The sequence below is a fragment of the Sedimenticola selenatireducens genome (assembly GCF_963675335.2).
GTDB classification, from domain to species: domain Bacteria; phylum Pseudomonadota; class Gammaproteobacteria; order Chromatiales; family Chromatiaceae; genus Sedimenticola; species Sedimenticola selenatireducens.
The window spans coordinates 1,309,763-1,328,858 of the sequence record NZ_CAXXYC010000003.1 but is presented as its reverse complement, the minus strand read 5'-3'; the positions used below and the strand labels follow the sequence as shown (position 1 = coordinate 1,328,858).

Sequence of the window (19,096 nt, the reverse complement as noted above, 5' to 3'; positions counted from 1 at the left end):
ACCCCATGAATTGCCACTATCCACCCAAACGCTGGATTAGCCGAGTCTGGCAACCGGTGCCAATGCCGAGCTATACGCGGGACCTCAGAACAACCGCTTATCACGAAGCCGGTCATGCCGTGCTGTTTCTGGCATTCGGCATCCCGATCAAGGAGGTGTGCATGGACTTATCGCCAACGGAACCTGGTTTTGTTGGTGGCGGTTACGTGGCACAAGACAAGGAAATGATTGCTGAATTACGGAAAGAACTGTCGCATACCAACCCGCCTCTCAGTGACGACAAAAAGCTGCATTCAGAGCAAGAAGGTGCCCTCTGGGCTGCTGCAAGCTACTTGGCAGGTGAACAGGCCGAATTGATCCTACACGGAATCACCGTCAATGGGCCGGTCTTTCTTCCATCGGCAGACCAGAAAGTCGCCAAGAACATGCTGCGCGAGGCGTTTAGGCATACTCACGGCGTCTATTACTGTCAGCGGCTGGCGCGTGCAATCCTGATGGACCTCTGGCCAGCAGCAGAGGCGATAGCCAATGCACTGCTCAAGGCCGGCCGGTTGGATTCTGATCAGGTGAATGAAGCCGTGAGAGCAATCAACGCTGACTGTTGACAGAACCAGAATGAGCACCCTCCATCTTGATCAACTCCGAAAGCTGGCCAGATCGGTCCCAGAGCTGTCCGATTGGCTAGAGGCGGGGCTCTATCGGTGGGATAAGGGCGAACCCCTGGAGCGGGCTCTATCGCTCTCAGGGACTGGCGCAAAGGTGCAGCGAAATCGATCCCTTATTCGGGCTGCCAGATTGCTAGATCCATCCAATGATCTAGGCGCTTGGCAGAAAGCCGGACTTCTGGAAACAGCAATCCACAGATTCGAATCTATCAGGTGGCCGGAAGTACAGGGCACCCAAGATAGAAGTCTGACCCCACTGCAGCAAGAACTATTCAGCGCATTTTCTGCTGGCTGCGAGATGATCAGGACACAGCGAAAACTATACGAACTTCTCCGCTGACCAGCTCGATCAGCATGGTCAGTGAATGCCCCATATATTTTATGCATGATCAGATTCCACAGAAGCAACAAAACTACGGAGCCAAAATGAGCAAATCCATCAGCGAAGCAAGAACCGCATACCAGACCGCTATCGATGAGCTGCAGGAGTGCGAGAGCAGGAAGAAGGTCGTACAAGCGAAGATCGAACAGAACGAAGAAAGGGAGCTTGCCCTGAAGGCCCAGCTTGCCGAGGCAGAGACCGATAAGAACAGGGCCCTGGAGGTGTTTGCATATGACGGCATCTCTGAATCCGATATGCAGGCGGCAAAGGACAAGGTGACGGGCATCCGCAGCGAACTGCGCGATATGGAAGAGTTCTCCAAGGCGTTACACGATAGCCAGCGGAAGCTAGCGGAAAGGACCGGGAAGTTAGGCGGTGTGCCATACGGCCTTGTTCGTCAGCGCCTGGCTGAGTTCACCCACGCGATTGCCGAAACTGCGATGCAGGAGATTCGCTCAGATAAGGCACTGAAGACGAAGATACATGAGGCTTTTGTGGCGTGGTCCTACCTGAGTGGTGACTACGATCTCTTTTTGCGGACGCTGTTTGATAAAGAGGAGATCACGGACGAACTGTACGAAAAGCTCTGGAAGAAGATCACAAAGCAGCATATCGAGCCCATTACCGGGAGGGTTGCGGGTTGAATATGTGGATAGCGGGTCCTCCACCGCCCCAGAACGCCGCTGGTGATGCGAGGTGCCCGGTTTCGGTAGCCAGCACACCCCTTAGGACATCATCAATGCTCTGTTCGATCAATCAACTTTCCGTGTATACCGGGTTTGCGTATCGCACCATCAAGGCCCGTCTCTCTGGCTTGAAACCAGTTGTCGATGGTGCTGCCCACCTCTATGAGACAGCGAAGGCACTGCCGCTTTTATACACCTCCGACCACGGCCACGACCTGCAGAAGGAACGCGCCCGGCTGGCACATCACCAGGCCAACCGGGAGGCGATCAGGGAACGTGAGGCCAGATCCCAGTACATGCCCACCGACCTGGCCGTGATCCTTTGCCAGACGAACGCAGAGCGGGCACGGGAGCGATTCTCGGTGGTAGTCGCACAAGTGGCCAAGAAGCACCCCAACATCCCACGCCCTGCCCTGGATGACCTGGCGCGATTCATCGGTGAAGCCCTGGCGGAGCTGGGGCCGGATGGTGTGCCGGCTGAAATCAAACGGAGAATAAACAATGGCCGTTAAAGACCGCATTATCGAAATTGCCTATAAGCTGAAAGATCAGTTTACGGGCGGCGTTTCCAAGCTGACCGGCTCGCTGAAGAAGGTTGAAAGCCAGTACAACGCCACCGGTGAACGTATCGACAATATCACCAAGCGTATAGGTCGCTCTGCCGCGAATATCGGCAGGGTGATTGCCACCGGACTGGGCGTTGGCTTAACCGCTGTCGGCGTGCGCCTTGCCTCCATGACCAAGGATATAGACGCCCTGGCGAAAACCTCTCGCAAGCTGGGAATCCCTGTTGGCGAGCTGCAGAAACTACAGCACGCGGCAAAGCTATCCGGTGTCGAGACAAACCAACTCAACACCGGTCTGCAACGCATGACGCGAAGAATTGCGGAGGCAGCAGGCGGAACTGGTGTTGCTGTTTCTGCGCTTGATGATCTTGGTATAAGCATCGACGACATTGCCGGCAAGAGCCCGGACGAGCAGTTCTCAATAGTCGCGGATGCCATGTCCAAGATCCCGGACCAAGCCGAGCGTGTGAGGATTGGCTTTAAGCTGTTCGATACCGAAGGCGTCAACCTGATCAACCTCATGAACGACGGCGCCGAGGGCGTCAAGCGGATGGGCGACGAGCTGGAAAAGATGGGCGGCGTCATTGATGACAAAACCGCAAAAGCAGTTGAGGATCTGAATGACAAAATGACCCGCCTGGGCGCGAATATGGACGCGCTGGTGTTGCGCTTCGGGCCTGGCGTTATCGGAGTGCTCAACCAATCGCTGGAGGGTCTAGGGCTTGGTGCAGAGCGTGGTATAGGAAATATTCAGCGCGAACTTAAAAGCCTGTATGAAACACGTCGGGAATTACTGGACGATATCAACAAGGGACCACAGAGTCGTGGTCTATGGGACGCCTTGCTTGGGGAGTCTTTCAGCGAGAAACAGGACCAGCTTGTTGTCGCCGAGAATCGGATTAAAGAGTTGCTGGGTGAAGTACAGCGACAAACCAGATCAAACGAAGATGGAAAGAAGGCGGCCGACGACCTGACCGAGGCAACAAAAGACCTTGGAGAAGAGGCGGAGGACACGAAGGGAAAGATCAAGGACGAGAAAGACGAGCAGATCCGGCACAACAAGGCGCTGGATGATGCTAAAAAGAAAGTCGATGCCTACAAGCAAGCCAAGGAAAACGCCAACAAGGTAAAACTGGAATTCGAGCAGTTCGTTGACGATGTGAGCGGCAGAGGCAAGGACGATCCACCGGATTTCATTGACGCCAGCTATGCCAAACTGGGCGCACAACAAGCCCTGGATGCCGGAGACTATGACGGCGCCATCGAGAAAGCCCGAGCAGCCGCCGAAATGGTGCGAACCATCGGAGAGTCCGGCGAGTATTCGTCTACTGAGGTACGCGGCCTCGCCAAGATGATCGGCGGCATTGCAACTGAGGCGGCGAACAAAAAAGCTGAGACCAACCTGGTCGACACAGAAAAAGACAAATCCGAGATCCAGCAACTTAGGGAATTGCTGACCAACATACCGGCGAATATCGACAACAACAGTCTAAGCGCAAGCATTCAGGAGGCGATCAGAACCGCTCAAGCGGCCGCCAACCAGAATCCCATAGTCTTGAGGGTGCAGACCATCAATGAGACTGTGCAGAACGGTGTGCGGTCTTACAGTGACGGCACGGACTACGTAGAAAGCGTGATTGCCAGAGAAGCCAGAAAGCGGGGGAATCTGTAATGGACAATATCTATGTATTCCCCATCAAAAGACCCCGGCCAGACCCGCTCATGGAGCGCCTGCAGGCCGTTCTCGACGAAGGGCTACGGCTCACCCCGCCAGAGGTGCCAGGCGTTGACCCCGTGACCGTGTGCCACGTCCTGGAGGCAGTTGGACCCGCTATCAGCGAAGGGGCATCCCGCTTGTGTTCGGCGCTGATCGAAGCGGCGCTAGCCTACGAGCGTGAAACCCGTGGTGATTGACAGAACACCTTGCCGGGGCTATCTTGACCCGGTGAGGCGTCGAAACCTCTTGTAGCCGGACACCCGGCCCCGTCAGCGTCGGATTTTTTGTGCCTGTCATATAGGCAACGCCCCGCACCAGTTTCTATGGTCGGGAGTCTGGAGAAATACAATACCCTTCGGGGGAATACTCCAGGCCGTTGCTACAGCGGTTTCGACCCTCCTGGCCACCCTTACGGGTGATCTTTCAATGTCGAGAAACTGTAGGAGGTCCATCATGGACACCATCAAAGAAGCCCTCAACACCAAAAGCGCCAGCGAGATAGCCAACCTGGCCACCCTTCGACTGCAGGGCCTTGCAGCCGTTGCCTACCAGGTCGGCAGCGATTCATTCATGGAAATGAACGACGATCTGCAGCTGAACTACGGCAATTCCCTGTGCCTGGGTATCCGGGACGTGATCGACCTGGTGAATGCCTTGCTCACGGCGAAGGTTGAAGAGGAGGTGCAGTCATGAGCACCGAAACCGAAAACGCCAAATTCGAGCAGCTGAACCCGATCCTTTGCGGCCTGTATCAAGCCGTGTGGAATCTGCAGGCGGTTCAGTACATGGAAGACGAGCTGGCCCTAGGGAGGGCTGAGGGCGGTGAGAAGTGGAACCTGGCTATCCTGGCCGAGAAAACAGCCCGAGAATCGGCAAGCGACATCCACGACCTGCTGGAGCAGCTGTGCGAAGCTGTCGGCGTATCTCCGAACTGTAACGCACTAGACTGACCCACCCCCACCACAGCCCCGCCCGGTCAATGGGCGGGGTCTAGGAGGCTAGATGGATACTACCAGGGGAATAGAAAACGGGGCTTACCATGAAGCGGGGCACACTGTAATCGCCTATCAGGTCGGATGGTGGGTTCGGTATGTAGCGATTGAGAGAGTCGGTGACGGGAAGCGCGATTACACCGCAGTAAGTTGCAGGTCTTGGGATCACACGGCATGGAGGAGGGTTATCATAAATTGCGCGGGATGGCAGGCTGGCTGTAAGCATGATCCGCGTCACTCGTTTAAGATAGATACCGACAGCTTAAAAGAAGATCTAGAGTTCTATATAGACGACGAATTAGAAGAAGGAGATCAACTTGATTCCCTGAGGGCAATTCGAGAAGAACAACCAGACCGGTCTGATAGCGAAATCATTGATTGTTTTAGGTCACTCGAAGCTGAGTGCTGGGAGATGCTCAATAATCCTGAAATATGGGCTAATGTGGTAAAGGTGGCTGAAGCACTGTTGGTAAAAGGCAAGCTGCTTCAAGACGAGGTCGAGGCATTACTCAATATCCACTAATCATAACTACCACCAGCCCCGCCCGGTTCGCCTGGCGGGGTTTTTCTTTGTCAGTCAATATCTTATGCCTAACATTGAAGTAACTATAGGCTTGGCGGCGAATATACGGCTTTGATCAAATTGTGAATTTAAAGCTATACTGGCTGTAAGCTGATAATAAGCAAATGGAATCAAGGATATAGCAGCAATCAGTTGTAAATAATAATCAGGGAGGTAACACGGATGGCAACAATTCCAAACGTCGTGAGCAATCGACTCAAATCTGAAGTCCCCAAGTTTCAAAAGATCCTGCAGGCAGCTCGAGACCGAGATATCAATGAAGCTGACACGGTCGTCATTATTACCGATATGCTTGAGGGAGTTTTCGGCCTTGATAAGTACGAGGATGTAACCCGTGAGTTTGCTATTCAAGGGACCTTCGTTGATCTCGCGGTTAGAACTGGTAACAGAATTGACTACCTGCTGGAAGTTAAGGCCATTGGTATGGATCTCAAAGAATCCCACCTTCGCCAGGCAATCAACTACGCGGCAAAGGAAGGCGTCCGCTGGGTCGTTCTAACGAATGGTATCAATTGGGAGATCCATCGAGTTCTAGTTGACGGGCAGGTGACAAATGAGAAGGTCGCCAGCTTCAACTTTCTGGATATTTCAATGCGCAAGTCCGATGATATGGAACTTCTGTTTATGCTTTGTAAACGAGCCATCAACCGAGACCTGATAGAGGAATTCTACGAACACCGCCAGGCCTGCAATAAGTTTATGATCGGCGCTCTGCTTGGCGGTGATGAAGTTGCTAATTTGGTGCGGCGTACACTGAGGAAGATTACCCCGGGACTGAGAGTCAGTGCGGATGAAATCAAGCAGATTATCAATAGCGATGTGATTAAACGCGAAGTGTCAGAATCAGATGCTGGCAATGAGGCAAGAAAGCGCACCAATAGGGCCTTGGCAAAACTGGAGCGACAAAAGGCAAAATCTAAGCAGGAATCGACTCACGAATCACCACCGCCGCTGTGACAAATCCTCAGCAGTGATAGAAGGTCATGTCCTCACGCTCGAGATAACCTGCGACTGCTTGCGCCCTGGTGTTTTCGAGCCATACCCAGAGGAGAAAGGCCATCAGGGTTTTCTGGAACTATTTTCCGGGAAGGGCTATGAAACGAATTACAACGCTATTCGTTCTACTGTTATTTATTCTCGCAGTCGAGGCCGGCGGCATCAAAAAGTGGGTGGACGATGACGGCAATGTCCACTTCGGAGATACCCCGCCGCCCAGCCAGTCCGCTAGGCGTATCCAGGTCAGAGACCCCGCCACCGGCAACGGGTCCATGGTGCGTCCCGATGTAATCGTCATTCACCGAGACAGGCCCCAGCAGTCGACAGAGGCGGTTGCGCCGCAGAGCAGGGACTACGGCGAGCGACTGCGCTACCGGAATGCCGCGGTAAAGGGTGAGATTCTGAACGGCATGACCAAGACAGAGGTCATGCGGGCTTGGGGTGAGCCAGATGAGGTTGACGTGAGCGATAGTGGTTCTGGGCGAACGGAGCGTTGGTGGTGGTGGGATCACTCGGGAAGCCGCCTGAAATCCAAATACATCCGGTTTGAGGATGATCGCGTTACCAATTGGAGTATTGACCGATAGGCGCCGACATCAACTGCTACGCGCCCGAAAAATTGCATCACAAGCAGAATCGGTAGAGGGAGGAGTAATGGCAAGGATACCGTGTAGAGGGTGCAGAAAGCTGGTCGACGCTGGGACGAAAACATGCCCGTATTGCAATACAGACCTCAAAGGCCAGCCCATCGGGAAGTGGTCGAAGGTGGCCATTCTGGGGGTTGTGGTGTTTATGTTTGTGATTGCTGTTACCTCGGACAATGATCCGCCGGCAAAGGAAACCACCAAGGCGCCGCCTGTCGTGTATGACGAATCGAAATGGCACCCAGTACCGCCAGACAGCAAGGTATCAAACAGCCCATGGGATGGGTCGGTCTACGAGATCGAGCGGTATCTGGAGCATACCCTGAAAGACCCCGATTCATACGAGGGCATAGAGTGGAGCCAGGTGGTTACAAAGCTGATTGACGGGCAACGGCGGTATGCCGTGCGGCACAAATACCGGGCCAAAAACTCCTTCGGCGGCTACGTGGTGGAGCAGGTCTATTTCGTTATGGACGGGGCCGGGACAGTTCTCTCTGCCGTCAAGCTGTAGCAATACGACAACCTGTTTCTGCTCGTTGCCTCACAATCTCAAGGCACGAAACTATAAGCAAATCACGTGTGAGAATTAAGAACTGTAAAATCATATTATCGGAGGGAGTATGAAAAGGACAATAATCATTGCCGCGATTTTGTACTTCACCGCCGCAAACGCTGAAGAGAAGACCGACTGGAGAGGAAACTGTAAAAAACTGGGTGGTATGGCCGAGCAAATAATGCAATTTAGGCAAGATGGTGCAGCTATAGATGCGCTGATTGATGTCGCGGAAGGAAGCAAACTGATGGAGGGGTTAGTTTTCGCTGCGTTCGATCAGACTAGGTATCATACGAAAAAGATGCAGACCCGTGCTGTACGTGAGTTCAAGAATGATGTTTATTTGGACTGCGCGAAAATGTACAGAAAGGCTAGAGACTGACTTAATTGTCTTTATATATTAATTAACTCTTTGGCATCCGATCAAAGATTGATGGTTCCGGGCTAGGGGAAGTCTGAAAAAACCAAGAAATTGGAAAATAGGGTTTTGATCCTGAGGTCATTCTCCTTTTACTTTACTGTTGGTGGCTTCTATGACTCTGACGTCAGAAGGCCCCCATAGATGGGTGGATGAAAATGGGTGTGTTCGATGCGATGGTTACGTCACCAGCGTGATGATGACCAATCTGTGAGGCTCATTTGGCAGCGCCTTTATTCGCAGCTTGGGCATATTTGAGCGCAACATCTACGGTAGGGTACCGTTCTCCATTCCACATCCAGTAGTCCCCGTGCTTTTCTATACCCAGGTCCTTAGCCAGGGCCCGCTTGCTGGGTGTCGCTAGTGAGCGTGGCCTGCGCGGCTCCGCATGCTGTTTTGGTGCCGTTGCCTGGTAGATATCCCTACCACAGAACCGACATACTTTAGCCGCGGGCTGAATTAACTCTGCGCAGTGAGGGCAGGGCACTTTGCCGTTTTGGCGAAGGTCACGATTGACGGCCGTCAGTGACCATATCAGCGCGAACAACCACCCCAGCGCCGTCCACCCCAGCAGCAGGTTAACAATACCGATAGCGGTCTCCTGGTGGTGCTTTCTGGCACCCGCGATAATCCAAGGCAGAAAATAAATGGCGACAAGTACAGCCAGGGTCAGGAGGCCTGTAAATGCGCCTGTTCCTTATTCCATATCGAACTCCCTTCCGACAATATTGCTCTGGATATTGTAAGGATCGGTTCACCGTTTGCTTCTCAAAGGGATTCTACTTAATAAAATACAGATTGTCCCGTATCTACAATGGTAGGGAGACAGCCGACCAAAGGGGGGCGCAAATGTACCACAGAGCTCGATCGAGGTTATATACTTACAGTCTCGGCCAAGGACCTGCGACGGCCCGCGATAGGTCCGATCACCTACCCACCTAGAGTGTTGGGAGGGGGCCTTTCGTTTAATCAATCACGACAGTTTATGCCTTCTACGCGCGGGCTCAATCATCGAATCTCGATGGCCTCGTCGTGGAGCGCGGCAGGTACCTAAGAAGGTTGCGTCCGCAGCTATAAATGAGGGGTCATCCTAGCATCGGCCGCTAAATAACGGAACATCGAGATGTGGAAGCTTGCTGCGTTGCACAGCATCAAACACAAACTGCCTCCAAAACGGCCAAGCGTTGTGCACAGCATTATAATCGGCAAAGGCTTTAAGCGCTTCTTCCTGCAGCTTACCGGTAATTTCGTACACAACGAGGAATTCAGCTTCCAGCGTTAGCAGGATATGCTCCTTCCCCTCATGCTCTACAACTAAACGAATTCCTGGTTCGACAAATACCCTTAGAAGCTCTATTTCTGTTTGAGCTTCTTTCCTTCTCTCTTTGTCGAATTTCACCCCTAACTTATCCTGACGCATCAACTCTAAATCGTCTGGCAGATCGCGAGGAATACTGTCCCTCTCTAATCGATTTGAGTGGATCCAGATGTCCCTTAATTTAAGAGAATCGGTTGCCTCTCGAATTAATTGGTTACGCTCGGCATTCATGCTGCTCTACTTTTATAATCCGCGAACTCAACCACAGTCATTTCTGCACATTCATTAGTATTTCCAAGTATATAGTGGTCATTTGCCACCCTACCTGAGTCTCTGTAGTCACCGATCCTGCTTTCAATGGCTGGAGATGAATCGCTTGGTAATTGTTCGCCAGCCATTATCGCCAAGTCGTATATTAGATACGGATATTTAATGCATAACCGCAATAATCTATCCATAGGTACGCTTTGGACATTGTCACCACGTTCATACTTTGAGAATGCCCGTAGCCCGCCCCCAAACAACTGAGAAGCCAATGTCTGAGTTAAACCAAAAGCTTTTCTAGCGAAACAAATCTCTTCGCTACACAGCAAACCTTCAGCACGTCTTTTTGCGTCCGCAATACGCTTGTGATTTTTCTTAATTTGTTCCGGAGAAATAGGATCAGCGCCACAATGGTCACAAATCGAACACTCTAGTCCGTCGACATGAATAGAAGCTCCGTTGTGTTTAAAGTCATCGGAATACGTACGCTCTTCAAGCTTCCCGACTTCACATACTGGGCAATTTTCTTCTGTCATTACAACCAACCCTCCGGATGAAATGAGTGTAATTCAACGATAATGCAATCTCTATTCAATTTGAGCTTTATATATAGATCTTCTTCATAGGAACCTGAGGCTGCATAGCGTATATGGTACACGTCAAGCCACGATGGCCTATTCTCGTACAATATACTTTTCTGATAATGTTCGGGAGTAAGTTTAGATAGGCATTCATGCACATCACTAGGAGAATAGTCCAAGTTCTCTATATGGCGCTGAACTCTAGATGAGGCATAAGAAACAGATCCTTCTGCAGCGAGCCTTTTGATACAAGAAAGAGAATACTCTGCTTCCCGCTTCTCCGCCTTGACTTCCACACTAACCATTATGGTTACTTCATCCCTTTTGGTCAACAAATGAATTTAGGTGCCTTAACTAAATTGCCCTGCGCCGTTTCAGGGAAATTCTTGGAGGTAGGGAATTAGATTGCCCGTCGCTCGATCTCTTCCTGGGTGGATTCCTTCACCCGATGCACATCGTATAGAAATGAGCGGTGGATTCTGGCTGTTCTTTGAGCCTGTCCATCTGGATATTGCTGATCCTAGTCCGCTCTTCCGGCGATATGTATGTCGATTCGTTCATTTCCCTTGCTCATACTGCTGTTTCCCGTCTGGATATTAGCACTCCGGCGATGAGAGAAGTAGAAGGAGAAGTCCGTTTTGTAGGTGAAAAGTTGAAAGACCGATTACAGTAGTTTGGTTGAGTGTGTAGTGATTTCCCCGTCCGGTTCGCTTGGCGGGGTTTTTTGTGTCTTTAATTCGGGAAAAGTGGTTTTACAGCGGATTTACAAAGGCTTTTTTGTTGCTAGAGCGGTTCGGGAAAATTCTCGTAAGCCGTTGATTTTATTGGTGGGCGCGCCTGGGATCGAACCAGGGACCCCTACCGTGTGAAGGTAGTGCTCTCCCGCTGAGCTACGCGCCCCCTGAGTGGAGGTGCGCAATTCTAGTGATTTGTCACCGTCAGGTCAAATGCTCCATACGCAGATCCATACACATCTGCTAGAATGCGCCTCTTTCCGATATTGGCTGCCTGGTAGTGAGTTATGACGACCATCCGTACCCGTTTTGCCCCCAGTCCGACCGGCTACCTCCATGTGGGAGGCGCCCGCACAGCACTCTTCTCCTGGCTCTATGCCAGACGTCACGGTGGCGCCTTCGTATTGCGCATCGAAGATACCGACCTGGAGCGCTCAACGGAGGAGGCAGTCAATGCCATTCTGGAAGGAATGACCTGGCTGGGGCTGGAGTACGAAGAGGGGCCTTTTTACCAGACCCATCGATTCGAACGCTATAACGAGGTGATAGACGAGCTGCTGGCGGGTGGTCACGCCTATCGCTGCAACTGTTCCAAGGAGCGGCTGGATACCCTGCGGGCCGAGGCCGAGAAGAGTGGCGGCATGCGTGGCTACGACGGTCACTGCCGGGATAAGTTCGTTAATCCCGATGAACCCCATGTGGTCCGTTTCCGCAATCCGGAGATCGGTGTGGTGGTATTTGATGACCAGGTGCATGGCAAGGTGGTGGTGAATAATTCGGAGCTGGATGACCTGATCATCCGTCGCACCGACGGTGCCCCCACCTATAACCTGACCGTGGTGGTGGATGATCATGACATGGGTATAACCCATGTGATCCGTGGTGATGACCACAAGCGCAACGCCTCCCGGCAGATCAACATCTTCAAGGCGCTGGGTTGGGATATTCCCCGTTATGCCCACGTGGCGCTGATCATGGGCGACGACGGCGCCAAACTCTCCAAGCGGCATGGTGCGGTCAGCGTCATGCAGTACAAGGAGGACGGCTTTCTGCCGGAGGCCCTGCTCAACTACCTGGTGCGCCTGGGCTGGTCCCATGGTGATCAGGAGATCTTCAGCGTGGATGAGCTGATCCAGCTGTTTGATATCGAGGATGTGAACAAGGCGGCGTCCACTTTCAATACTGAAAAGCTGCTGTGGCTGAACCAACACTACATCAAGGCGGGCGATCCGGCCCATCTGGCCCACCTGCTCAGCTACCATATGGGGAAACTGGAGATCGACCCGTCCCAGGGTCCGGATCTGATTGAGGTGGTCAAGGCCCAGCAGGAGCGGGCGCGAACCCTGGTGGAGATGGCCGAGATCAGCGCTTTCTTTTACCGTGATTTTGAAGCTTTCGATGAGGATGCGGCGAAAAAGCACCTGCGTCCGGTGGCGCGTGAGCCGCTCGAACGGATGCGCACCGCTCTGGAGTCGCAAGCAGACTGGTCCCCCGAGGCGCTGCACCAGCTGGTGATGGATGTCTCGGCCGCGATGGATCTGAAAATGGGCAAGGTGGCTCAGCCGTTGCGCGTGGCCGTAGTGGGACGTGCGGCCTCACCCGGCATTGATATCACTCTCAGCCTGGTGGGGCAGGCGGCTTGTCTGCGCCGCATCGACCAGGCCTTGGATTACATCAGCAAGCGGGAAGCGAACGCCTGATCCGGGCGCTATGATCAACAGAACAACAGCAACTCTTTGGCGCAACAGGCTATGAGCAACAACGAAACCACGGCACCGACACATTTCATCCGCCAGATCATCGAGCGTGACCTGGCGGCTGGCAAGAATGATGGAAGGGTACATACCCGATTTCCGCCCGAACCCAACGGCTATCTGCATATCGGACATGCCAAGTCGATCTGTCTCAACTTCGGTATCGCCCGGGACTATGCCGGGCTGTGTAATCTGCGATTCGATGACACCAATCCGCACAAGGAAAATGAAGACTACGTCAACGCCATCCAGGAGGATGTGCGCTGGCTCGGCTTTGATTGGCAGGATCGACTCTTTTACGCCTCTAACTATTTCGAGAAACTTTACGGCTATGCCGTGGAGTTGATTGAGGCCGGCAAGGCCTATGTGTGTGATCTGAACGCCGAACAGATCCGCGACTATCGTGGCACCCTGACCGAGCCGGGACGGGAGAGCCCTTATCGCAACCGTTCGGTGGAGGAGAATCTGGACCTGTTCCGGCGTATCCGTGCCGGCGAGTTCGCCGACGGCAGCCGGGTGCTGCGGGCCAAAATCGACATGGCCTCGCCCAATATGAATATGCGTGACCCCACTCTTTACCGTATCCGTCACGGGGTGATCCATCACCAGACCGGGGAGGAGTGGTGTATCTACCCGATGTATGACTTCACCCACCCGATATCGGACGCCCTGGAGGGGATTACCCACTCCCTCTGCACCCTGGAGTTCGAGGATCATCGCCCGCTGTATGATTGGGTGCTGGACAATATCAGTATCGACTGCCATCCGCAGCAGATCGAGTTTTCCCGGCTCAATCTCGAATACACCGTGATGAGCAAACGCAAGCTGACCCAGCTGGTGGATGAGGGGCTGATGACGGGCTGGGATGACCCGCGCATGCCGACCATCGCCGGGCTGCGCCGCAGAGGCTATACGCCGGCGTCAATCCGTACCTTCTGTGAGCGTATCGGGGTGACCAAATCCGCCAACTCGGTGGAGATGGGCATGCTGGAGGCCTGTATCCGGGAAGACCTGGATCAACATGCCCGCCGTGCCCTGGCGGTGCTGAATCCCCTGAAGGTGGTGATCGAAAACTATCCGGAGGAACAGGTGGAGATGCTGGACGCCCCCTATCATCCCAAAGATGAGAGCATGGGCAGCCGCCAGCTTGCCTTCACCCGCGAGCTCTATATTGATCGCGACGATTTCCGCGAGGAGGCCAACAAGAAGTACAAGCGCCTGGTGAGCGGTGGCGAGGTGCGGTTGCGCAACGCCTACGTAATCAAGTGCGAGCAGGTGATCAAGGATGGAGCGGGCGAGATCACCGAGCTGCGTTGCAGTTACGATCCCGATACTCTGGGTGCCAACCCGGTCGGGCGCAAGGTGCGCGGGGTGATCCACTGGGCTTCCGCCAGCCACGGGGTGCGCGCACAAGTGCGTCTCTATGACCGGCTGTTCAACCATCCGGCCCCCGACAGCGACAAGTCGGTCGCATCGTTCCTGGAACACCTTAACCCTGAATCGCTGAGGGTGGTGGAGGCGGTGGTCGAACCGAGCCTGGGGCAGGCGGTTGAAGGCGACCGCTTCCAGTTTGAGCGGGAAGGCTATTTCTGTGTCGACAAGGAGAGCAGTGGCGAGCGGATGATCTTCAATCGTACCGTCACCCTGCGCGATACCTGGGCCAAGATCGCGGAGCAGAATAACTGAACGGCAAAAATTGTCTGGTTGGTCTGGACAAACGCCATCGCTTACCTTAATATTCGCGCCTCGTTTGGGGCCATAGCTCAGCTGGGAGAGCGCTACACTGGCAGTGTCGAGGTCGGCGGTTCGATCCCGCCTGGCTCCACCAAACAACACAGGGCAGGAAGCCCGCCTGACCGGAAAACCTGCTGACCGGTCATTCAATGGAGGCGATTCAAGTCCCCTTCGTCTAGAGGCCTAGGACACCGCCCTTTCACGGCGGTAACAGGGGTTCGAACCCCCTAGGGGACGCCATCTGAAAACCCGATTGCAATAACAGCAATCGGGTTTTTTATTTTCCGCTTTTGCTCTGTCCGGGGCGCGGTTTCGTGTAGCTGTAGCGATGGTTTCGTAAGCGCCGTTATCGTTATCCAGGTGAGAATTATCACGGCTTGGGATGGCATTTAACGGAGACACTTCTGTACCCTTGCCAGGTAATCGACAGAACCCCGGAAATTGCCAAAGCCAACTAGACAAACCGTGCAGGATACCTTACCATGCGCGCCTTGTTACGGGGCCATAGCTCAGCTGGGAGAGCGCTACACTGGCAGTGTCGAGGTCGGCGGTTCGATCCCGCCTGGCTCCACCAAACAAACTCAGGGCAGGAAGCCCGCTTGACCGGAAAACCTGCTGACCGGTCATTCAATGGAGGCGATTCAAGTCCCCTTCGTCTAGAGGCCTAGGACACCGCCCTTTCACGGCGGTAACAGGGGTTCGAACCCCCTAGGGGACGCCATTTCAAGTTCATCATAGTGTTCGGAGTCAGATAACCGATGGTTACCGGGTAGTGTGAGAATTGTCCTGTTAAAAAAGCGGTCTGATGACCGCTTTTTTTTTGTCATTGCCTCTCAGTCCATCTCCAGCTTGAGCTTCCATTATAACCTTGTGGACTCCGCGTTAATTAGACATTAGCATATTAGGAGCTTTGCGGTTATTTACTATAACTCCATAAGAAATAAAGTGATTTAGTGACCGGCATGAATGGCTGGTGATAATGGTGTAATTAAGAATAATAATTCTTTTCGGACTTCCCGGTTTAGCTTGATTTTTATCATGGATGATTTTTTCCAGAGTGCGATCCTGAACGCAGGATTGGTAATAATATAAAAAAAGGTTCCATGGCAGTGTTAACTGGAAACCAACAATCAAAATCCGCACTCATGCAAGGTAGCGATCCTCGTTTGCTTCCCGCGTTATATTCATCTGTTCTGTTCCTGCAACTGACACTGTCATCTCCCCATAACAATATATTGCCGGTAGGTCGATATGAACAAATATACTAAACAGTTGCTCGTTATCTGTTTCTGGTTACTCCCTGCATGGGTATGTGCGGAATTGCCAACCGAATGGAAACAAATAACTCATGGTGGATTGTCATTTTCTGTACCGGCTGATTGGGCTGTGATAAAGGAACGGGAGTTCGAGGGGCAGTGGGGTATCAGGGATGATGAGAAACATCAGGCCATCGCCTTCGCCATCTCTCGCGAGCGGCGACCCGAGGGCATGCTCAAGGGGGCGGAAAAGGATGGTATGGAGGTGAAGGCATTGGGACCGGCATCCTTCGGCTCCTTGTCCGGTGAAAAACATCAGATTTCAGGCCAAATGAAAGGCGCGGATCTGTTTGTCAGCGTCGCGATTCTCGACGGTCTGCTTCCCGATGGAGACAAAATCACTTTTAGCACCTCACTGATTGATATGTCCCTGGACAAGTGGCAGCCGGTGATCGAGCAAGTGATGGCGAGTGTGGCGCCCACGCCTGAGCTGGTGGCGCTTCTGCAAGGGTACAGCCGGCATGAGCTGTTCGACGGGCTGATCAGCCTGGAGGTGCGCAATAACTGGGAGAAAACCGACTACTCAGACAATGTCTCCTGGGAACCACCCCTAGTCTCGATCTACGGAGGGAGAATGATCCGCTTTGCCCATGGTTACCATCTTACCGGTGGCAACGGGCTGTTGAGCAAGATGAAGGATCCGATCATTGAGAAGTCGGAGATGTACGGAATCCCGGCCTGGAAGATTGTCGGTACCGGGGTGGGTGTCACCTACACCTCCCCAATGCGTAACAAAACCATTCCGGCCACCACCGTCCTCTATCTATCGGATATCTGCCTTGCCAAGGGTGATCGCTTCGGCTATGCCATCACCGCTTCCGAGGAACAGTTGGCCGAACATAAGGTAGAGCTGGACAAACTGTTGGCCAGCGTCAAGCTGAACCTACCGGAACAGGCCGGTCCCTGTGATGACCTGGTGACCTATGACTGGAATGAGGGACTGAAGGTCGGTGTGCCACGCAGCTGGCGGAAAAATCAGGATTCCAAGTTCCAGCTCTCCTGGTATGACAGGGTGCTCACCACCGGTGCGGATATCAAGGCCTACATCAACCATAACACCACGGATGTGCATCCGATAACCGCTTACGATCACCCGGCCGAGACCCTGGAGCAACTGACCATAGACGGTTACCCGGCAACCCATTATCGAAAAAAGCATACCGATTCCAAAAAGGTGGAGTCGATCCACGACTATTACATCATCGATAGCCGGATGCGTTTCAAGGCGGCCAGTCAGCAAAACAAACCCTCATTTTTTATCGTGCATTTTACAACCAGCCCCGCCGCGGCGGCTGAGCCGGATACGGCCACCCATAACCGGGTGCTCGACTCCATCGTGTTCGGCCCTGAGTGGGCGAGTGAAACACCGGTTGCAAGGGTCGAGCGCCCGGTAGCTGTGATCCATTCAACAGAAGGGCAGCCTGTACAGCCTACCGCAGTCGCAGTGGACGAGGCAGCGGCTCAGTCGGAGAGAGTCGAGGCTCCGCCGGCAGCCGATGATGTGGCTCCCGCGGATGCCGGGGAAGAGGCAATCGAACCAGTACAGGAAGAGCAAGAGGTAATCGAACCGTTACAGGCGGAGCGAGAGACGGAGCCCACCGTCAACAAGCATCAGGCTGTCGATACGGTTGATGCCCCCGTTAGCGCGGCGCCGGACAACACAATGGCAGTTGATACAGCACGCCAGCGCTATGACCAGGCCAGAGACTTGCGTACCGAGGGGGCGGCGCTGCAACAGCAGGGTAAGCTGACCGAGGCGGTCGAGAAGTACCGCCGCTCCCTGTCACTGTATCCGGATGACCAGTTGGAAGCCCATGTACGACTGATCGAACAGATGTTGAGCAACGGCAGGAAGTAGTGGCGATAAGGGGTGAAAAATGACAAGGGCCAATTTGTATCGATCAATATTGGCAGCACTGCTGCTTTTATCCGCGACCGCCAACTTGCAGGCGGATCAAAGCGGCGTAATTTTTGACAATAGTATCCCCGCTCCGGTGGAAAGTGTGCCACTGAAGCCGACCCGGTTTACCCTCTATGACAGTCGAACCATTACCAGTATTACGACCTTTCACTGGAATGGAGGCAAGGGTGCATTGCCCGGTTCTATAGCCCTGCAGGGAAAAAATAAACGCCTGATCGGACCCTGGCAGGCGAGCGCTATCGATGATGGTCAGGGGCTGGCTAACGCCTACTGGGAAGTGAAACCGAACATCATGCTGGAGGCCGGCACCTATACAGTGCTGGACTCTGAACCGGGGACCTGGTCCCGTAATCCCGCGAAGGGTGATATGGGGATTGTGCGCATTCTCGGGCAACGGGGTGACGCGACAAAAGCACAACAGAACCCCGGTGAAGGCACTGAAGTCGAGCAAGTACCTTTACTGACGCTGGAGCAGCAGCAGGCGCGTGCAACGGAGCTGTTTCAACAGATACGGCAGGCTGATAAATATGACTATGCACAAATCGAACAGCTCTACCTGCAGCTGATAAGTGAATGTCCCGATACCGAGCAGGCTGAAGAGTCTTATTTCAGACTCTCAAATCTTTATCGCATGGGTATGGATCCACCGGAATATCGCAAGCTCAGGGAACTACTGGAAGCGTACCTGGAACGCTACCCGGCCTCAGAAATGGCACCAGAGATGGGTAAGCGCTTGCGGCGTGCCTATGAAGATACGGGCCAGTGGCCGCGGGTGGTGGAGCTTTACCATGCAGAGGTGTCCGCACTCACCGAGGCGAATCCACACTATCTGGTGACACTGCTTGATTATGCCAGGGCACTGGAGGGTAGTGGCGAGCGCGATAAATCGCTCGCGATTTACCGGCAAGTGCAGACCGTGGCCAGTGGTGAAAAGGCCGGTAACTACGATATGAGTGATCTGTGGTTACGGGTAGCGCGGAAACGTATCGAGATTATTGAACTGCTTAATGCGGAAAAGTGGCACGAACTGGTTGAAGCATACCGGAAGCAGTTCGCCAACATGGGCTTTGCGGAGATGCCACAGATTCAGGAACTGCTGGAGTATGCGCAGGCGCTGGAGAAGAGTGGTGACCAATCCGGGGCGATCAAGCAATATCGCCAGGTGATGCGCACCGATCAAGGCAACCAAACATTGCAGGCACAACAGGCCAGCGCCCGTTTGACGACGCTGGTCGGAACGGACTTGTACGAGTAATTCGGGAGCAAAGGAGA

General features: G+C 53.5%; 20 protein-coding genes and 5 tRNA genes. 20 read left to right on the top strand and 5 right to left on the bottom strand.

The window, feature by feature from the left end:
* The first annotated feature begins 5 nt into the window (after nucleotides 1-5).
* The 12 genes from ACHZBF_RS09835 (at nucleotide 6) to ACHZBF_RS09780 (ending at nucleotide 8,166) form a co-directional block, all read left to right on the top strand.
* Nucleotides 6-605 carry an ATP-dependent metallopeptidase FtsH/Yme1/Tma family protein gene (locus ACHZBF_RS09835; protein ID WP_321528315.1) on the top strand — a complete coding sequence of 200 codons (600 nt, stop codon included), beginning with the start codon at nucleotides 6-8 and terminating at the stop codon, nucleotides 603-605.
* A gap of 486 nt (nucleotides 606-1,091) precedes the next feature.
* The gene (locus tag ACHZBF_RS09830; protein WP_321528314.1) at nucleotides 1,092-1,691 is read left to right on the top strand and encodes a hypothetical protein; all 600 of its coding nucleotides are present in this window, start codon (nucleotides 1,092-1,094) and stop codon (nucleotides 1,689-1,691) included.
* Nucleotides 1,692-1,786: 95 nt separating this feature from the next.
* Nucleotides 1,787-2,245 (top strand): hypothetical protein, encoded by a 459-nt coding sequence (locus ACHZBF_RS09825; protein WP_321528313.1) that lies wholly within the window; start codon nucleotides 1,787-1,789, stop codon nucleotides 2,243-2,245.
* The gene (locus ACHZBF_RS09820; RefSeq protein ID WP_321528312.1) at nucleotides 2,235-3,971 is read left to right on the top strand and encodes a hypothetical protein; all 1,737 of its coding nucleotides are present in this window, start codon (nucleotides 2,235-2,237) and stop codon (nucleotides 3,969-3,971) included. The genes ACHZBF_RS09825 and ACHZBF_RS09820 overlap by 11 nt, the downstream gene beginning before the upstream one ends.
* On the top strand, nucleotides 3,971-4,213 hold the full coding sequence (locus ACHZBF_RS09815; protein ID WP_321528311.1) for a hypothetical protein: 243 nt from the start codon (nucleotides 3,971-3,973) through the stop codon (nucleotides 4,211-4,213). The genes ACHZBF_RS09820 and ACHZBF_RS09815 overlap by 1 nt, the downstream gene beginning before the upstream one ends.
* 256 nt (nucleotides 4,214-4,469) lie before the next feature.
* Entirely contained in the window at nucleotides 4,470-4,709 is a 240-nt protein-coding gene (locus tag ACHZBF_RS09810; RefSeq protein WP_321528310.1) for a hypothetical protein, read from the top strand.
* Nucleotides 4,706-4,966: a hypothetical protein gene (locus tag ACHZBF_RS09805; RefSeq protein ID WP_321528309.1), complete on the top strand. Its 261-nt coding sequence runs from the start codon at nucleotides 4,706-4,708 to the stop codon at nucleotides 4,964-4,966. The genes ACHZBF_RS09810 and ACHZBF_RS09805 overlap by 4 nt, the downstream gene beginning before the upstream one ends.
* A gap of 52 nt (nucleotides 4,967-5,018) precedes the next feature.
* Nucleotides 5,019-5,531 carry a hypothetical protein gene (locus ACHZBF_RS09800; RefSeq protein WP_321528308.1) on the top strand — a complete coding sequence of 171 codons (513 nt, stop codon included), beginning with the start codon at nucleotides 5,019-5,021 and terminating at the stop codon, nucleotides 5,529-5,531.
* Nucleotides 5,532-5,753: 222 nt separating this feature from the next.
* Nucleotides 5,754-6,548 (top strand): type I restriction enzyme HsdR N-terminal domain-containing protein, encoded by a 795-nt coding sequence (locus ACHZBF_RS09795; protein WP_321528307.1) that lies wholly within the window; start codon nucleotides 5,754-5,756, stop codon nucleotides 6,546-6,548.
* A 137-nt stretch (nucleotides 6,549-6,685) separates the two neighbouring features.
* Nucleotides 6,686-7,174 (top strand): DUF4124 domain-containing protein, encoded by a 489-nt coding sequence (locus ACHZBF_RS09790; protein ID WP_321528306.1) that lies wholly within the window; start codon nucleotides 6,686-6,688, stop codon nucleotides 7,172-7,174.
* Between the two features lie 205 nt (nucleotides 7,175-7,379).
* The gene (locus tag ACHZBF_RS09785; protein ID WP_321528305.1) at nucleotides 7,380-7,742 is read left to right on the top strand and encodes a hypothetical protein; all 363 of its coding nucleotides are present in this window, start codon (nucleotides 7,380-7,382) and stop codon (nucleotides 7,740-7,742) included.
* A gap of 109 nt (nucleotides 7,743-7,851) precedes the next feature.
* Nucleotides 7,852-8,166: a hypothetical protein gene (locus ACHZBF_RS09780; RefSeq protein WP_321528304.1), complete on the top strand. Its 315-nt coding sequence runs from the start codon at nucleotides 7,852-7,854 to the stop codon at nucleotides 8,164-8,166.
* A 253-nt stretch (nucleotides 8,167-8,419) separates the two neighbouring features.
* On the opposite strand, the gene ACHZBF_RS09775 is transcribed toward ACHZBF_RS09780, so the two are convergent.
* From ACHZBF_RS09775 to ACHZBF_RS09755, 5 genes are all read right to left on the bottom strand, one after another.
* The gene (locus tag ACHZBF_RS09775) at nucleotides 8,420-8,842 is read right to left on the bottom strand and encodes a superinfection immunity protein (RefSeq protein ID WP_321528480.1); all 423 of its coding nucleotides are present in this window, start codon (nucleotides 8,840-8,842) and stop codon (nucleotides 8,420-8,422) included.
* Between the two features lie 450 nt (nucleotides 8,843-9,292).
* Nucleotides 9,293-9,751 (bottom strand): hypothetical protein, encoded by a 459-nt coding sequence (locus ACHZBF_RS09770; protein WP_321528303.1) that lies wholly within the window; start codon nucleotides 9,749-9,751, stop codon nucleotides 9,293-9,295.
* Nucleotides 9,748-10,320, bottom strand: a complete 573-nt coding sequence (locus ACHZBF_RS09765; RefSeq protein WP_321528302.1) for a type II toxin-antitoxin system MqsA family antitoxin — start codon at nucleotides 10,318-10,320, stop codon at nucleotides 9,748-9,750. The genes ACHZBF_RS09770 and ACHZBF_RS09765 overlap by 4 nt, the downstream gene beginning before the upstream one ends.
* Nucleotides 10,320-10,670, bottom strand: a complete 351-nt coding sequence (locus ACHZBF_RS09760; RefSeq protein ID WP_321528301.1) for a type II toxin-antitoxin system MqsR family toxin — start codon at nucleotides 10,668-10,670, stop codon at nucleotides 10,320-10,322. Before ACHZBF_RS09760 ends, ACHZBF_RS09765 begins: the two co-directional genes overlap by 1 nt.
* Nucleotides 10,671-11,190: 520 nt before the next feature.
* A tRNA-Val gene (locus ACHZBF_RS09755) sits at nucleotides 11,191-11,265 on the bottom strand.
* A 121-nt stretch (nucleotides 11,266-11,386) separates the two neighbouring features.
* Between ACHZBF_RS09755 and gltX the strand changes: the two genes are divergently transcribed.
* The 8 genes from gltX to ACHZBF_RS09715 all read left to right on the top strand — a co-directional run bounded on the left by gltX (nucleotide 11,387) and on the right by ACHZBF_RS09715 (nucleotide 19,079).
* On the top strand, nucleotides 11,387-12,799 hold the full coding sequence (gene gltX / locus ACHZBF_RS09750; protein WP_321528300.1) for a glutamate--tRNA ligase: 1,413 nt from the start codon (nucleotides 11,387-11,389) through the stop codon (nucleotides 12,797-12,799).
* A gap of 51 nt (nucleotides 12,800-12,850) precedes the next feature.
* Nucleotides 12,851-14,539, top strand: a complete 1,689-nt coding sequence (locus ACHZBF_RS09745) for a glutamine--tRNA ligase/YqeY domain fusion protein (protein ID WP_029134321.1) — start codon at nucleotides 12,851-12,853, stop codon at nucleotides 14,537-14,539.
* 66 nt (nucleotides 14,540-14,605) lie between these two features.
* A tRNA-Ala gene (locus tag ACHZBF_RS09740) sits at nucleotides 14,606-14,681 on the top strand.
* Between the two features lie 70 nt (nucleotides 14,682-14,751).
* A tRNA-Glu gene (locus ACHZBF_RS09735) sits at nucleotides 14,752-14,827 on the top strand.
* 258 nt (nucleotides 14,828-15,085) lie between these two features.
* Nucleotides 15,086-15,161 (top strand) — tRNA-Ala (locus tag ACHZBF_RS09730).
* A gap of 71 nt (nucleotides 15,162-15,232) precedes the next feature.
* Nucleotides 15,233-15,308, top strand: a tRNA-Glu gene (locus ACHZBF_RS09725).
* Nucleotides 15,309-15,973: 665 nt separating this feature from the next.
* Nucleotides 15,974-17,761 (top strand): tetratricopeptide repeat protein, encoded by a 1,788-nt coding sequence (locus tag ACHZBF_RS09720; protein ID WP_273438283.1) that lies wholly within the window; start codon nucleotides 15,974-15,976, stop codon nucleotides 17,759-17,761.
* A gap of 145 nt (nucleotides 17,762-17,906) precedes the next feature.
* Nucleotides 17,907-19,079 carry a tetratricopeptide repeat protein gene (locus ACHZBF_RS09715; RefSeq protein ID WP_321528299.1) on the top strand — a complete coding sequence of 391 codons (1,173 nt, stop codon included), beginning with the start codon at nucleotides 17,907-17,909 and terminating at the stop codon, nucleotides 19,077-19,079.
* Nucleotides 19,080-19,096: the final 17 nt, after the last annotated feature.